This window comes from Sphingobacterium puteale, assembly GCF_003627955.1.
GTDB lineage: Bacteria > Bacteroidota > Bacteroidia > Sphingobacteriales > Sphingobacteriaceae > Sphingobacterium > Sphingobacterium puteale.
In genome coordinates, this window is the sequence record NZ_RBWS01000012.1 from 63277 (window position 1) to 78562 (window position 15286).

Here is a 15286-nt window from a genome sequence, read left to right on the forward strand (position 1 = left end):
CCTAGTTAATTTTGGTTACTTTCATCCATTTCTTCCAATGCAATTTTTCGGATACGTCTGTTTTCCCGATCTCCAATATAAAAGGCATGTTCCTCTTCACTATAAGCGATACCCGACGGACGGTCAAAGCGAGCTTCTTCACGCAAATCACCATTGACGTACCCATACGGATTACTGTTCAAGCTTGCACTCCCTCTACCAGCAAAAGTGGTTACGGCACCTTCCGGTGTAAGTTTACGAATCGCATGATTATTAAGGTCCGTAAAATAGAAGTCATACAGATCAGGCTTATTTGCATCTACATAATCCTGATTTTTCACGAAAACCCCTTGGTAAGGTTGGTCGATCTGAGCTGACGATCCAACCCCATCCTTATAACCGCCTCCTCGTACCTTTCCACAAACCAAATAGGGCTGGTTAAATGTTTTTTTCTCCCAATTGTAGTCCGCCCGCATAATATAACCCCGGTTAACGATCATAATATAGGCGTAATTACCGGTTGGATGGATCAAGATCCTATATTCCCATTCCGGATCCTGAATCAGAAAGGGATTTGTATATTCCTTTTGCCCTAAACCTCCATTGAAATATTGATTCAGATCAAAACGATAAAACTCCCCTTTCGCGTAGCTATTAAAATACATTTCACCATTGACAGGATGAACGGAAGCACCATTACATTGCCGGCTCTTTGTCAAGACTTCTTTATCCAAGAAATTCCTCGCCCTCGAAAACAATAAATTAGAGTCGTCATTTTCTCCCCCCCTATCCTGGGCGACAATCATATAATTTTTGTCCAAAGTAAAATCTATACTGCGTGGACGATCAAAATCCGATCTCCTCGTCGTTATGGTACTATCTTCAAAATTGATCAGATATAGACCGTTATTATTGTCAAATGTTACCCAAAGATGTTTTGGATTGATCGGGTCAAACTTCATAAAAGAAGAAAGCCAAAAACCACTGGCCATCTTGGTCTGGTCCGGATCATTAAACTTACCATCTTTCCAAGGCTCATCACCGCGGGCATTTCTGTAACCAGCGAGCGTGGATACAACCAGTTTACGTTGGTATTCAAAGTTATTCTCCGCTTTCCCGATTACGGGTTTATCTTCTCCCCCTACCCGCACTTCGATATCCCCCTTAAAAGCCTGCTTTGGCACCAGGCAATAAAGAGATTCGCCCAAGGCATTGATGACAACAGCCTTTTTTCCGCCGATATAGACGGCGACATTTTTAGGATCATTACCAAAATTTTGTCCATAAATAATCAGACGCTGTCCCATACCACCTGATTTTGGGCTAAAATCAGACACGATAACTGGTTTAGTAGGATCAAAAGGCTTAGATTCTCCAATAATTGCTGTTGTATCGTTCTTGCAGGCCCAAATACCAAAGGTGAGAATCATAAAGACCCAGAGTCTACCAAATCGGCACAAGGCTCTACTCGCTACTTGTTTTGTTCTCATAAGTTATTAATTGGTTAAAATTTATTTCGAATACTTCTTTTTCAGTATCCCTGTGGACCGCTTCCGGATATTTTATCTTTAGGTTTACCTCCTTGAAGGTATCTCAGGGACTTAACTAGTTTTTCTTACATCGAAATTTTAGGACGAACGAATCGATGCCCGCCCTTTTGAAGGGCAAACTCCTTTTAAAAATGTATACATAATTGATTATTTAAAATTAAAGCTAAATGGTATTAGCTTTTGACAGCTAAAAAAGACTTTATTGCAATAGCTTCAAAGTCTTCCTAATTTATTTAAATTACTTTTCTATTATTTTCTATTTTCCTTTTTCAGACTCCAAGGATTATAATCCCTGCAATTCTTAGCATAATGCTCTTCACTCGTTCAAATCGTTGCTACATCTAAGCTATATCGATTACTAGCATAATAATAACATTCATTCTTTCAGCAAAAATTTAATAAGTATTTCTCTAATCCGTGTCTCTAAGTGTTTCCCTAAGGCGTTATATTCATATAATTGATTACTCAAAAGTAGCCAACGTAAAATTTTTGAGACTATCGAATTATCTCAATAATCTGCGTATTTGTATCAAAACAAAACTCATAAACACAAAGAAATGTAAATCAATCAGTTGAAACAAAAAAATAGACTTGCAAATTGAATATTTTATTTTTTAATTTGAACCACTGTGATAAATAAAAAGGGGCATTTCCCAGTCAGAATCTAACGAATGTATACCTATCTGGTTGTACCGGATTAGGAACAGCTATACAAGGAACAGATTGAACATGCCCTATTTTGAGTGTTGCCAATGTTTACACTTATACGGACAATCCCCCCTGAGCATGCTGAGACATATACTCAGAATTGTTATTTTATAATTGCACGCGGATACTGGGTCAAATAATGGATGCTGCATCCAAATACTAATAGAACTGAAGCCAATACGCCAATCAGCAATGCGGAGTCAGCCCCGAACGGGTTTAGCTCTACTAGTATCATCAGGTTAAAAAATATCAAAACAGCAAGGATCACTTTTCCCAGCCGCTCTTCTTTTTGATATCTCTTACTGTAACTAATCCGATAACTGGTCATAGATGCATGTAGCAACTGATCGGAAAACTTTGCTGAAGGCGCATCCAAAAGCTCCTGTTTCAATAACTCCGCTAGTGGATCAATATTTTTCATTTTCTCACGACTCATCATAAATCTTTTATTTCATTCCCTAATAAGCTTCTTAGCGATTGTTCCAGTTTTTCTCGTCCCCTCATCAGCCTCATTTTGACCGCCGACTTTCCAATTCCTAGGATCTCCGCTATTTCTGAGATACTTTTTTCCCCCAGATAATGGAGTGTAACGGCCGACCTTTCTTCTTCTCCGAGTCTAGAAAGAGCCAGGTCAATATATCTTTTCCTGTCTGACTGAATAAGGCTGCTAATTTCTCTCTTTTCGTCGAGCAGATAGCTTTCGGTCCCGGAGTCCTCCGCTAGTTTTGTCGTTTCCAACCGCTTACTGTTTTTTTTAGTCAGGGCGGTATAGTAAACGATTTTATATAGCCAAGTGGAAAACTTAGCCGCACTTCTAAATTGATCCAATGCCCGGAAGGCTTTCATAAACGAATCCTGTACCACTTCTTCAGCATCTTCGTTATTTCCGCAGATTTTAATCGCTAAGGTATATGCCAGCTTTTGATAAGTTGCTACCAAATATTCAAAGCCTTCACGCTTACCACCGATGGCTTTTTTTAAGTAATAATCTTCATCTTTACGGTTTTTTCCGAACAGCATGCCTGTAGCCAAATTATTTATAAGTACTACTACTTAGACTATCAGAAAAAAATAGTGGTCACAATGTGACCACTTGTCCATAAATTCAGTCCTATCAGGAAATTAATAAAAAAAATTGAAATGGAAACTACATCAGCAGCATTATTTATATCCATCTCTCTGGTCGTATTTGGGATTAGCTACTACTACTTTACCACTAGACATAAGGAGCGTATGGAAATCATAGAAAGGGGGCTTTCACCAGACTATTTTAAAAACCAATCTAACTTTTTGCCGATGCTATTGGTACTCGGCTTAAGCAGTGTCGGAGTTGCACTTGGACTGGCCGTGGGGCTTGCCCTATGCGATTTCTTCCCCACAAAAAAATTCCTAATCATCGGACTTTGCATCTTCATGGGGCTCGGCCTCTCGCTCATCATGTCTTATCTGGTACTGAAAAATACTCAAAAAAAAGGGTAAACGCACTTTTTTACAATTAACATTTAGTTTTTACAATAACCTATAAATAAATGAAAACCTCATTACTAGCATCGCTATGCTTTATTTTTTCACTTCTCATCCAAGTTATAACGCTCGCACAAACCAACCAGCAGCAGTTTGATTCTCTTACTAATCTCCAATTCCATAAAGATGGAGCTGGCACTGTAGTATACCTAAGCAGAGGCAACGAGACTCTTTATCAGAAGGCGTTTGGTAAAGCCAACATAGAACTTGATGTCGCGATGACGTCGGAACACGTGTTTCGTCTGGGGTCAGTGACCAAGCAGTTTACCGCAGTGCTAATCTTGCTCCTTCAAGAGCAGGGCAAGTTGTCGATCCAGGACGACATCCGCAAATACATACCAGATTTCCCCGAGAAGCAGAAAGTGATCACGATTGAAGCCTTGTTGACCCATACCTCGGGAGTCATTAACTATACCGGACTGCAGAGCTTTACTGAAGAACTTAAACGGAAAGACCTAAGTCCAAAACAGCTGGTGGATTTATTCAAATTGGAACCACTGAAATATGATCCTGGTTCGGATTACGAATATTCCAACTCTGGGTATGTCTTGCTGGGCTATATCATTGAACAAATAACGGGAAAGAGCTATGCGGAATTTACTTATGAAACGATTTTCAAGCCTTTAGGAATGAATCATTCCTATTATGATAGCCCGACTAGGATCATACCAGGCAGGGTATCAGGATATGTCCAGCGAAATGGTGCATACCGTAACGCAGACTACCTGAGCATGAATCTTCCCTATTCTGCCGGTTCGCTGATGTCAACTGCTGGGGATTTGCAGAAATGGTACAGCAGCCTGTATGATGGCAAGTTGCTGAAACAAGAGACTATGAAAAAAGCGCAAACATCGTTTAAACTGAACAACGGGCGCTTAACAGGCTATGGTTATGGATGGGAAACAGGAAATGTCCAAGGAAGTCCTAGCGTAAAACATGTAGGCGTGGTCAATGGTTTTTTTGCTTATGCAGCTTATCTACCATTGGAAAACCTTTCTATTTCCATACTCAGGAATTGCGATAGCCCCTATGAACCTGATATCCTGGCTTCCAAACTCCTAGCCGTGGCCTTAGGAAAACCATACGACTATAAGCCCGTTAAATTAAAATCGTCTGAACTTGAGGTGTTTCAGGGTGTATATAATGTTAAAAATAGCGGCAAACATTCTGTACGGTTGCAAGACGGAAACCTAATGTATTATTATCTAGGTGGCCCAAAAACTCGTTTGGTTTCCTACGGAAAGGATCAGTTCGTGATGGGAAATAGTCTGAACACGTTGAAATTTACTAGAGATGAAAAAGGTAACTTAGATGGTTTTACGACAAGCGGTACAGGTATGCCTAGCTCGGCTGTTAGAGAAAACATCGTCTTGAAAGCTCAGCCGAAAATCAAAGTTTCCAAGGCACAATTAGAGAAATACATCGGAAAGTATCAGTTCAATTTTGGGCCGGTATTTGAAGTGCTCCTGGAAAACAATATCCTTTATGGAAAAGTAGGTAACGACAGAAAAGAACTGGTACCATTTGACAAACACAAGTTCTACGCTCGGGATTTGGATGCGGTCATTGTTTTTAACGTAGATGGTAAAGGAACAGTCATTAGTCTGACCAAAACTCAGAATAGTGATATGGTCGCTAAGAAAATTTAGCAGCAGTATAGTTAGACGACCAGGTTGTCATTTAGAGGTCAAATTGCCGAACCTCAAAGATAAGTTACTTGTGAAAATTAGAGTTGATATGCTGTAGATAAGTTATTTGCTGGCTTATTAAAACTGGATTTACTTTACATAAATGCGGGTATTTACAATACACGCTATATTTACAATACACGCTATATTGTTTGCCTATTATACCCTGAAAAACCAAAATTGGATGGCTTGACTTATCGAGTACCCTGACACAATGGCCTTCTAGAAGTTATTCTCCTGATTAACAGAAAAGTAAGAAACAAAAAAAAGGAGGCACCTGGTAAGCAGTGTCTCCTTTTGTAGCCCGTAGGGGAATCGAACCCCTGTTTCAAGAATGAAAATCTTGCGTCCTAACCCCTAGACGAACGGGCCATTTTTAATGCAACTCCAAAAGCTTTCTTGTTTTTGGAGTTGCAAATATAGACCTTAAAATTATTATTACAAAAATAATTTTAAATATTTTTTAGATGAGGTCAAAACCGATGTCACGTCTGAAGTATTTTCCTTCAAAATAAATTCTTCCGGCATCAGCAGTAGCCTGTTGAAGAGCATCAAAAAGTGAGTCTTGTAATGTCGTAACGGCAATTACACGTCCACCGGCAGTGACAACCTTACCATCCTGCTCCTTGGTTCCTGCTTGGAATACAATAGATTCTTTGACATTTTCGATATTCGCGATTTCTTTTCCAGATTCATAGGCTCCAGGGTAACCTCCAGCCACTAACATCACCGTAACAGCTGTTTTTGGAGAAACCGTATAAGAACGTTGGTCTAAATTTCCTTGCGCAACGCCTTCCAACAGATCCAACAGATCAGATTCAATTCGTGGCAATACAGATTCTGTTTCAGGATCACCCATACGCACATTATATTCAATGACATAGGGTTCACCATCAACATTCATCAAACCGATGAAAATAAAGCCTTTATACGGAATACCATCTTTCTTCAGCCCTTCTACAGTTGGTTTGATGATACGTTCTTCCACTTTATTCAAAAATGTTTCGTCAGCAAAAGGTACAGGAGAAATAGAGCCCATTCCGCCTGTATTTAGACCTGTATCACCCTCTCCGATACGTTTGTAATCTTTTGCAGAAGGAAGTACCTTATAGGAGTTTCCATCCGTCAAGACAAATACCGAGAGTTCAATTCCTTTTAAAAATTCCTCCACCACAACGACGCGACTTGCCTCTCCGAATTTAGAGTCAGCAATCATTGCTTTCAGTTCGGCTTTTGCATCTTCGAGTGTTTCACAGATCAAAACACCTTTTCCCGCAGCTAATCCGTCAGCCTTAAGCACAATCGGTAATTTTTGGCTCTCCAGATAAACCAATCCTTCAGCAAGCGAGTCTGCATCAAAAGAACGAGAAGCGGCGGTAGGCACGCCATGGCGATCCATAAATTGTTTCGAAAAATCTTTTGAACCTTCTAATTGGGCACCTTCTTGTTGTGGGCCTATGACAGGAATATTTTTTAAATCTGTCCGGTTCAAAAAATAATCATGAATACCTTTCACCAAAGGTTCTTCTGGTCCCACCAACACCATTTGTATCGCATTTTCCAAAACAAAGGATGCGATAGCTTCAAAATCAGTAACTTTAATATTTACATTTTGTCCATATGCTCCTGTACCAGCGTTTCCTGGAGCAATAAACAATTGATCTAAACGTGGACTTTTCGATAGTTTATAGGCGAAGGCGGATTCACGACCTCCTGAACCGATTATTAGGATATTCATAGCACAAAGATATTTTTTTTATGCTAATTTTCAGACATAAGATCATTCAAAAACGGATTTTATATTTATTTTCCAACTCAAAAGCGCCCTCATCCCAGTAATAGGAATTGCCAGATCTCTTTCATGCGATAATATTTTGATTTATAAGTTGATTAAAGGAAAAATATTTTCTAATTTTCAAGAAACATTAGTCATATGTATGCTCGCTTATTGTTGTTAATCAATTGCCTTCTGTTTCCCTTTCTGGCCTCCGCTCAAATTGATCAGACCATACAGAAATTGGAGACCTATCACGAAAGTCATGTTACGGAGAAAATTTATCTACACTTGGACAAAAATGACTATTCAGCGGGTGAAAATATCTGGTTCAAACTATATTGTACCACGGCGCCATTTAATTACTTGAGCAATATCAGCAAGATTGCGAATATCGAATTGATCTCGCCGACAAATAGCATCATCAAAAGCATTAAAATCCCTCTCACATTGGGCCTTGGCATCGGTGATTTTAGCCTATCGGACACACTCGTGGAAGGATCATACCGTATCAGAGCATACACCCGCTGGATGCAAAACGATTCCGTCTCCAATTTCTATGAGCGGATTGTACCGGTTACCAATGGTCGGGCAGACAATGTCATTACTGAAAGTACTCTCCTTCAAAATGGAACTGAAAACCTCTTCCAGATCAACTTAAAGACAATTCAGGGCGCGCCGCTAATAAACAGCAGCGTGAGCTATACCTTCCAACAGGACGGCCTAAAAGAAAAGAAGGGGCGCTTAAAATCCAATGAAAATGGAACGATAGCTCTTGAGCTCAAAGATAATTTTAGGGGCGGAACATTATCCTTACAATTTTTATCATCAGATAAAAGACGGGTATTAAAGAATTTTACAATTCCAGATCCCAACCTACAGAACAGTATCCAGATTTTCCCTGAAAGTGGTGAGCTCGTAAACAATATTTTGAGCAAAACCGGGGTTAAAGTACTTACACCCGCCGGACTGGGCCTGAAGTCCAAAATCAAAATCGGAGAGGAAAACCAGGCTCCCATCATCGAATTTGAGACGAATGACCTCGGCATGGGCAGTATGCCGCTTATTTTAAGCACAGGAAAAAAATATATTGCCACGGCGGTATTCCCGGACGGGAATTCGGTGAGCAGCCCTCTGCCTCCGGTAGCTGCCTCAGGCTACGTACTCACTGTCAACTCGGGTTTAAAAGATAAAATCGCCGCCCAATTATCGGCGACAGATGACCTCGTAACAGGTAAAGAAGTCTACCTCATTGCACAATACAATGGACTTGTTTTACATGCTGTTAAACAAAAGTTAAACGGGCCGGAAATATTATTCAACATTCCCAAACAAGACCTTCCTTCGGGAGTAATCCAATTATCAGTACTGAATGAACAGCTGGTTCCGATCATCGAAAGGCTCGTATTTAGTTACAATGCGCCAAAAACAATGTTGCCAATAACCTTACAATTGAACAAGCCAACATTTACAACACGGGATCAGGTAATCGCAAATCTTTCGGTTAAGGAAGGTAGCAGTGATACCTCAAAAATCGCCGCCCTCTCAGCTTCGGTAATCAATCTCAATAAAGCCGATTCTGCTACAGCGCAATATTATTCTTCAATTGTCTCCGAGCTCCTCTTAAAATCCGATCTCAGGGGCTTTATAGAACGTCCAAATTATTACTTTGAAGATCTCAACAATATCAAGTTCAATGAGCTTGACAACCTTATGCTGATCCAGGGCTGGCGTAAGCTAGATTGGAAAAATTACCTTAATACGACGAATAATGCGTACCTTCCGGAGAAGGGCCTCACGGTCTCGGGTACTGTTAAAAAAACCGGAAGAAAGGCAGTAGTTCCGAATGCAAAAGTTACTTTAGTCCCCACGAGCAATATGATGCTAAGTTTAGATACGCTAACAGATAATGAGGGTAGATTTACTTTTGATAACCTTTTTTTTGCGGATAGTATCAAGTTTATTGTCACCGGGAATGGTCAAAAAGAGAAGAATAGAGTCGATATTCTTGTTGACAATGCTTCTTCTCCTACAGTCAGGGAAAGTAAAGACAAACCTCTGATGCTGAATGATATCAACACCAAACTAATCAACCAGCTTAAAGATAATCAGCAATTCCTGGCCGAACTTGAAGCAGCAGGTATTATTCAAAAAAGCATCAAACTGGAAGAAGTTCAGGTCAACAGAGTCAGAGTCAATAAAGCAGATAAAAATTCAAGAAACCTCAATGGCCCAGGCAATGCAGATCAGGTGCTGACGGCTGAGGACCTGTCCACATGTGCGACCCTGGAGCAATGCCTTGCGGGAAGACTAGTGGGAGTTATTTTCCGAAACGGAGTCCCTTACAGTACGCGATCGATGGGATTAAATGGAGGAAGCCCCATGCAGGTAGTGCTCGACGGCATGTATATTGAGCCTGACCAGATTAGTATGATCAACGTCCCGGATATCGCGAGTATCGAAGTCTTGAGAAGTGTCGGGAACACCGCTATTTATGGAATGTACGGCGGAAACGGTGTTTTGGTAATCACCAGTAAATCGGGCGATGCAATGTCATCCGCCTATACACCAACAGGAATAATAACCATTTTACCCAAAGGTTTGCATGTCAACCGCAACTTTTTCAAACCACAATATAACACCACACAGAAACAGGTGCTTAATCGTGATTTGAGAACAACAATCTCCTGGGAACCAAATCTGGTAACAACTAAAAATGGAGAAGCCAAATTTGATTTCTACACTTCGGATGAACCCGGAACATATAAAATCACGATTGAAGGAGTTGACATGGAGGGAAAAATTGCACACCTAGAATATTTAATGGAAGTAAAGCCACAATAGCAAGCCGAACAAACCGTTATAAATTTAAATAAACTCATTATGGAGCATATCAAAACCCAAGTAGAAGACCATATTTTAAGCATTTTTCTGGATCGCGGAAAGTCAAACGCCATCGATACGCTATTACTGAAAGAGCTGATAGAGACGTTGGAGATAAATCGGGAAAACGAAGCCGTTCACGGCGCAATTCTTATTGGTAAAGAAAACTTTTTCAGTGCGGGGCTTGATCTCATCACCTTATTTGGCTATAATGAGGATCAAATCAGGGAATTTTGGAATCTCTTTTTGGAGGCAACCTCGCTATTGGCGTCATTTCCAAAACCAATCGCAGCGGCCATATCCGGTCATAGTCCCGCCGGAGGCTGCGTATTTGCCCTATGCTGCGACTATAGGATCATGGCTGAAGGTAATTTCGTCATCGGGCTCAATGAAATACCCGTTGGATTGATTGTGCCCGAAAGTATTTTTCAACTGTATGCTTTCTGGATTGGAAGACACAACGCGTATCAAAATCTGCTTGAGGGAAAACTCTTAACTCCAGATGAGGCAAAATCGCAAGGCTTGGTAGACGATGTCGTTCCGGCAAACATGCTTTTTAATACCGCAGCAAAGAAAATAAAACAGATCACACAGTTTAATCAAAAGACCTGGCAGACCTCCAAGCTGAACTTCAGAAAAGAAATAATTCTTAAATTGCGCGAGAATAGAGAAGAAACTATTCAGGAAATCCTTGTGCAATGGTGGCTGCCATCAACAAGGTCAATATTAAAGTCGATCATAGATAACTTGACTTCAAAAAATAGTACTAAATAAATAAAAACAACATGAGAAATCTCTTTTTCTTTGTTCTGATCTGTATCTCGATAGGTGTATTCTCCTGTAGAAACAATAAAAAGGAAGACAAGGCCGTAAAAATTGCCCAAGATTCTATCCCCTTAGATACGATAAGCAAACCCGACACACTCGAAAAGGAAGTCAAAAAAGAGGATACAGAAACATTAGAACAAGTTTTGGAAAAAATAGCCAAAGCATATATTGATCAAGACAGCAAAACAATCAATGATTATATACATCCCAAATTAGGTATCTATATTATCTATCGCCCGGGAGCACTGGACTCGTATGTGCACCAAAATAATTTTAGCTTTGCCAAACCGGTGCCGGAGTATCACTCATATGAAAAACTGAGCTACAAAGGACCTTTAAAAGCTGGAAAGCTTCCCGTTTTCGACTGCGGCACAATGAAATGGGATAAACTTGGTTTTTTTTATGACAAGAAATCCCGTCCAAATGAATTGTCACAAACAGCCAAATTTATGAATGAGATTTTAGACGCCAAAATTACAGGTAACGAATTACGACGGTTAAGAAATATAGAAATCAGAAGTTATCGCGCGATAATGACCTCCAATGAAAGCGAAGAACCATTTGTTTTTCACGTTACAAAAGAAGGGGAAAAATGGTACATTACAGTTATTGATCGTGCATATGCGGGTTGCGACGCCTAAAATATTTTTTTACATTTAGCCATATTTAATGATAATGGGAAATTTAGATAAAGACATACAAAAGAAAATTGATGACTGGTTAACCTCAAGTTATGATGTGGAAACAAGAGGGGCGGTTCAGAAGTTAATAGATGATCAGGCAGAAACGGAACTGATTGATTCATTCTACAAGGATCTCGAGTTTGGAACTGGAGGATTAAGAGGAATAATGGGCGTTGGCTCCAATCGCATGAATAAATATACGATTGGAAAGGCGACACAGGGCTTATCGAACTATCTTAAAAAGCAGTTTCCTGATCAGGAAATCAAGGTAGCCGTAGCATACGATAGCCGTAACAACTCGCAATCGTTTGGCCACCTTGTCGCCCAGGTATTCGCTGCAAATGGAATCACGGTTTACCTCTTTGACGAATTACGTCCTACACCAATGTTATCTTTTGCCATCCGTCATTTCGGTTGCCAAAGCGGCGTCATGTTAACGGCTTCACATAACCCGAAGGAATACAATGGTTATAAAGCCTATTGGAACGACGGCTCGCAGTTGACTGCACCACATGATAAAAATGTGATCGATGAAGTCAATGCAATCACCTCGGTAAAGGATATCCAGTTTGAAGGAAATAACCAAAATATTATCCCTGTCGGTGAAGAAATTGACGAGATTTATATCAATGCCAATAAGTCATTGAGCATACACCCCGAGGCGGTGCTGGCGCAGAAGGATTTAAAAATAGTCTATTCTCCGATCCATGGCACAGGAATTACAATTGTCCCCAAAATGCTGGCATCGTGGGGTTTTGAAAACGTTACGGTAGTTACCGAGCAGGCGACACCGGATGGAAATTTCCCAACGGTGATCTATCCAAATCCGGAGGAGGAGGACGCAATGGCTTTGGCGAAGAAAAAAGGCGAAGAGATTGGCGCGGATCTCGTTTTGGCGACTGACCCCGATGCTGACCGTGTGGGAATCGCCGTTAAAAACAGCGGGGGCCAATTTCAGCTACTCAATGGTAATCAGATCGGCAGTTTGCTGATCTACTATGTATTGAGTGCAAAGAGTGACCTACAGCAATTGGGACACAACCCATATATCGTTAAAACGATTGTAACCAGCAACCTTCAGGCGGATATTGCCGATCATTATCATGTAGCGCACTATGAAACCCTTACTGGCTTTAAATATATTGGCGAACTGATCACAAAATTAGGAGATTCGGCCCAATATCTAGCCGGTGGAGAGGAAAGTTATGGCTACCTCGTCGGTGACCTGGTCAGAGATAAAGACGCACCCAATTCATGTGCTTTCCTGGCTGAAATGACCGCATATTTTAAATCAAAAGGCAAGACTGTCTATGACGTATTATTGGAGATCTATCAGGAGTTTGGCTGCTATCAGGAAAAATTGATTTCCTTAACGAAAAAAGGAAAAGCCGGAGCCGAGGAAATTCAGGCCATGATGACGGGGTTGCGTCAAAATTTACCGACGAAACTCGGAGGAATCGAAGTCAAGGAAATTCGGGACTATCAACTTTCCCAGGCGACTGACATGAAGACCGGAAATAAGAAAGAGATTACACTTCCAAAGTCGGACGTCTTGCAATTCATTACGACGGATGGTGACGTGATTTCGGCAAGACCTTCAGGTACGGAACCCAAAATCAAATTTTATTGCTCCGTTAAGGGAATACTTCAGGATAAAAAGGACTATCTGAATCTTCAACATATATTGGAAGAAAAAGTGGACCGCATGATGAAAGATATTGTTGGTTAAATGGAAAAATGGAAACTACTATCATCTGAATATATCTGCAAGGAGCCTTGGGCGACATTACGGCGGGATACATGCGAACTGCCCGATGGACGCATCAACGACCATTATTACGTGCTGGAATATCCAGATTGGGTCAATATGGTCGGGATTACGGCACAAAGCGAGTTATTGGTAATCAGGCAATACCGTCACGGAGCAGGGATACTTTCTTTGGAAATTCCGGCTGGTACAATGGAGCCGGGTGAAAATCCCCAAGAAGCTGCTGTACGGGAAATGCTCGAAGAAACAGGGTATCAGTTTGAAAAAATCGAAGAGATAGCAACACTCTATGCCAACCCGGCAACAAGTGGTAATGTTACGTATACTTATCTCATGACAGGAGGACAGAAAGTTCAGGAACAGGAACTGGATGAACACGAGGAGATTGACGTTTTCCTTATACCGCTTAAGGAAGCAAAAGCCATGCTGCTGGAAAACAAATTTAGCCAAGCCCTGCATAGCAGTGCATTGTTCTATGCTTTTAATAAATTAGGCTTGTTTTAAGACAAGCCTAATTTTATTCTGTTTTTTCCTTTCATACTTTAATTTTCACTAGACTTTTGATTTTTGTACCTTTGTGCCATGGCAAGAGAAATTTTTGAAACCAAGCGAAAGGCCCTGAAGATAAATCTAAACCCCGAGATTTACGGAACCTTCGCGGAGATCGGTGCTGGACAGGAAGTCGCACGTAACTTTTTCAATGCAGGAGCTGCATCAGGTACAATTGCTAAAACAATGTCAGCTTATGACATGGCATTCAGCGATGCCATATACGGTGAAGAAGAAGACGGCAGATATGTCAGCAGAACTCGTTTACAGAAGATGCTTTCCCATGAATTTGACTTGCTGACCCAACGATTGCACGGCGATAAGTATTGCAATAAAAAATTCTTTGCCTTTGCGGACACTGTCACTACGCTGAATTTCACCAAAACAAATGAACCCCATGGATGGATTGGCCTCCGTTTTCAGCACGAGGTCGGCGGGCCTACAAACGATATTATTGTTCACATCAGACTCTTGGATAGCGACAATCAGCTGCAACAAAAGGTATTGGGCATTATCGGTGTGAATTTGTTGTTTGCAGCCTACTATTATGCAGAGGATGTGCAGACCATGATCGAATCCCTGGTCGATAATTTATCCATTGGGTCTGTCGAAATTGATCTGGTTAAGTTAAATGGTCCTCTTTTTGAAAATGTCAACCAGCGCTTGATTAATTTATATCTCATTGCCAAAGGCTTCGCGAAGGCTGCTATTTTCCAGCCCGATGGTAAAGCGGTACAGATCAAGGATTATTTATACAAAAAAAACATCATCTTACTTCGCACGAAATACCGTCAGAAATCACTTCCTAACTTCGACCTGTTTAACCTTGCCGTCGAACAGTTTAAGAAAAATACAGGGGCTACGGATAGTGACACCATTGTTTTAATCGAGGTTTTGATGGGGAATGTGCTAGAGGATACTCATGAAATTACGGATGAAGATCTACAAGAATTCGCATCAAGAGCGGATGAATTATGTGCGACAGGCAACAACATTATCGTCAGCAACTTCCGCAGAAATAATCATCTCGCTGAGTTTATAAGCAACTTTAAACCTAAGAATATCGGAATTGCAACAAACGTTTATAACTTAAAGAACATCTTTAATTCGGACAACTACAATAAAGAGCTGTACACCAATGAGCTATTATCGTATATTTCCGGCATGTTCAATAAAAACGTAAAGCTTTACGCTTATCCTTATCTATTGAAAAAGGAAAATAAAATCATCACCACTAAAAATATGCCCGTTTCCGAAGAGGCAAAACCTCTATTTGATTTCTTGATCAAGAACGGATATATCATTGATATTGAAAATTACGACGAGAAATTTGTAAAAACCGTATAATAACA

The 15286-nt window shown here is 40.6% G+C and carries 12 protein-coding genes and 1 tRNA gene; 8 read left to right on the plus strand and 5 right to left on the minus strand.

Features of this window, described 5'->3' with window-relative positions; translation table 11 throughout:
- Positions 1-5: 5 nt before the first annotated feature.
- The 3 genes from D7322_RS16285 to D7322_RS16295 all read right to left on the minus strand — a co-directional run bounded on the left by D7322_RS16285 (position 6) and on the right by D7322_RS16295 (position 3257).
- A complete protein-coding gene (locus tag D7322_RS16285) occupies positions 6-1469 on the minus strand; it encodes an IPT/TIG domain-containing protein (protein ID WP_121125343.1) in 1464 nt (487 codons plus the stop codon).
- A gap of 871 nt (positions 1470-2340) precedes the next feature.
- On the minus strand, positions 2341-2676 hold the full coding sequence (locus D7322_RS16290) for a hypothetical protein (RefSeq protein WP_147430451.1): 336 nt from the start codon (positions 2674-2676) through the stop codon (positions 2341-2343).
- Positions 2673-3257: an RNA polymerase sigma factor gene (locus tag D7322_RS16295; protein ID WP_121125345.1), complete on the minus strand. Its 585-nt coding sequence runs from the start codon at positions 3255-3257 to the stop codon at positions 2673-2675. The genes D7322_RS16290 and D7322_RS16295 overlap by 4 nt, the downstream gene beginning before the upstream one ends.
- A 120-nt stretch (positions 3258-3377) precedes the next feature.
- On the opposite strand from D7322_RS16295, the gene D7322_RS16300 reads away from it, so the two are divergent.
- Together D7322_RS16300 and D7322_RS16305 are read left to right on the plus strand one after the other, a co-directional pair.
- On the plus strand, positions 3378-3716 hold the full coding sequence (locus D7322_RS16300; protein WP_121125346.1) for a DUF6249 domain-containing protein: 339 nt from the start codon (positions 3378-3380) through the stop codon (positions 3714-3716).
- A gap of 50 nt (positions 3717-3766) precedes the next feature.
- The gene (locus tag D7322_RS16305; protein ID WP_121125347.1) at positions 3767-5410 is read left to right on the plus strand and encodes a serine hydrolase; all 1644 of its coding nucleotides are present in this window, start codon (positions 3767-3769) and stop codon (positions 5408-5410) included.
- Positions 5411-5749: 339 nt separating this feature from the next.
- Here D7322_RS16305 and D7322_RS16310 read toward each other — a convergent pair.
- Together D7322_RS16310 and purD are read right to left on the minus strand one after the other, a co-directional pair.
- Positions 5750-5821, minus strand: a tRNA-Glu gene (locus D7322_RS16310).
- Positions 5822-5912: 91 nt separating this feature from the next.
- Positions 5913-7187, minus strand: a complete 1275-nt coding sequence (gene purD, locus D7322_RS16315) for a phosphoribosylamine--glycine ligase (RefSeq protein ID WP_121125348.1) — start codon at positions 7185-7187, stop codon at positions 5913-5915.
- 195 nt (positions 7188-7382) lie between these two features.
- On the opposite strand from purD, the gene D7322_RS16320 reads away from it, so the two are divergent.
- The 6 genes from D7322_RS16320 to D7322_RS16345 all read left to right on the plus strand — a co-directional run bounded on the left by D7322_RS16320 (position 7383) and on the right by D7322_RS16345 (position 15281).
- Positions 7383-10067, plus strand: coding sequence for a carboxypeptidase-like regulatory domain-containing protein (locus D7322_RS16320; protein ID WP_121125349.1), 2685 nt, complete (start codon positions 7383-7385; stop codon positions 10065-10067).
- 39 nt (positions 10068-10106) lie between these two features.
- Positions 10107-10880: an enoyl-CoA hydratase/isomerase family protein gene (locus tag D7322_RS16325; protein ID WP_121125350.1), complete on the plus strand. Its 774-nt coding sequence runs from the start codon at positions 10107-10109 to the stop codon at positions 10878-10880.
- An 11-nt stretch (positions 10881-10891) separates the two neighbouring features.
- Positions 10892-11575: a hypothetical protein gene (locus D7322_RS16330; RefSeq protein WP_121125351.1), complete on the plus strand. Its 684-nt coding sequence runs from the start codon at positions 10892-10894 to the stop codon at positions 11573-11575.
- A 34-nt stretch (positions 11576-11609) separates the two neighbouring features.
- Positions 11610-13346: a phospho-sugar mutase gene (locus tag D7322_RS16335; protein WP_121125352.1), complete on the plus strand. Its 1737-nt coding sequence runs from the start codon at positions 11610-11612 to the stop codon at positions 13344-13346.
- Positions 13347-13889, plus strand: coding sequence for an NUDIX hydrolase (locus tag D7322_RS16340; RefSeq protein ID WP_121125353.1), 543 nt, complete (start codon positions 13347-13349; stop codon positions 13887-13889).
- Positions 13890-13967: 78 nt separating this feature from the next.
- Complete coding sequence (locus D7322_RS16345) at positions 13968-15281, plus strand: nicotinamide mononucleotide adenylyltransferase (protein WP_121125354.1); 1314 nt, start codon at positions 13968-13970, stop codon at positions 15279-15281.
- Positions 15282-15286: the final 5 nt, after the last annotated feature.

What these genes read in the sequence shown, in the direction of transcription:
- D7322_RS16330 (WP_121125351.1), top strand. Translation starts at nt 10,892, where the DNA reads ATGAGAAATCTCTTTTTCTTTGTTCTGATCTGTATCTCGATAGGTGTA.
- purD (WP_121125348.1), bottom strand. Translation starts at nt 7,187, where the DNA reads ATGAATATCCTAATAATCGGTTCAGGAGGTCGTGAATCCGCCTTCGCC.
- D7322_RS16345 (WP_121125354.1), top strand. Translation starts at nt 13,968, where the DNA reads ATGGCAAGAGAAATTTTTGAAACCAAGCGAAAGGCCCTGAAGATAAAT.
- D7322_RS16325 (WP_121125350.1), top strand. Translation starts at nt 10,107, where the DNA reads ATGGAGCATATCAAAACCCAAGTAGAAGACCATATTTTAAGCATTTTT.
- D7322_RS16305 (WP_121125347.1), top strand. Translation starts at nt 3,767, where the DNA reads ATGAAAACCTCATTACTAGCATCGCTATGCTTTATTTTTTCACTTCTC.
- D7322_RS16335 (WP_121125352.1), top strand. Translation starts at nt 11,610, where the DNA reads ATGGGAAATTTAGATAAAGACATACAAAAGAAAATTGATGACTGGTTA.
- D7322_RS16320 (WP_121125349.1), top strand. Translation starts at nt 7,383, where the DNA reads ATGTATGCTCGCTTATTGTTGTTAATCAATTGCCTTCTGTTTCCCTTT.
- D7322_RS16285 (WP_121125343.1), bottom strand. Translation starts at nt 1,469, where the DNA reads ATGAGAACAAAACAAGTAGCGAGTAGAGCCTTGTGCCGATTTGGTAGA.
- D7322_RS16300 (WP_121125346.1), top strand. Translation starts at nt 3,378, where the DNA reads ATGGAAACTACATCAGCAGCATTATTTATATCCATCTCTCTGGTCGTA.
- D7322_RS16340 (WP_121125353.1), top strand. Translation starts at nt 13,347, where the DNA reads ATGGAAAAATGGAAACTACTATCATCTGAATATATCTGCAAGGAGCCT.
- D7322_RS16290 (WP_147430451.1), bottom strand. Translation starts at nt 2,676, where the DNA reads ATGATGAGTCGTGAGAAAATGAAAAATATTGATCCACTAGCGGAGTTA.
- D7322_RS16295 (WP_121125345.1), bottom strand. Translation starts at nt 3,257, where the DNA reads ATGCTGTTCGGAAAAAACCGTAAAGATGAAGATTATTACTTAAAAAAA.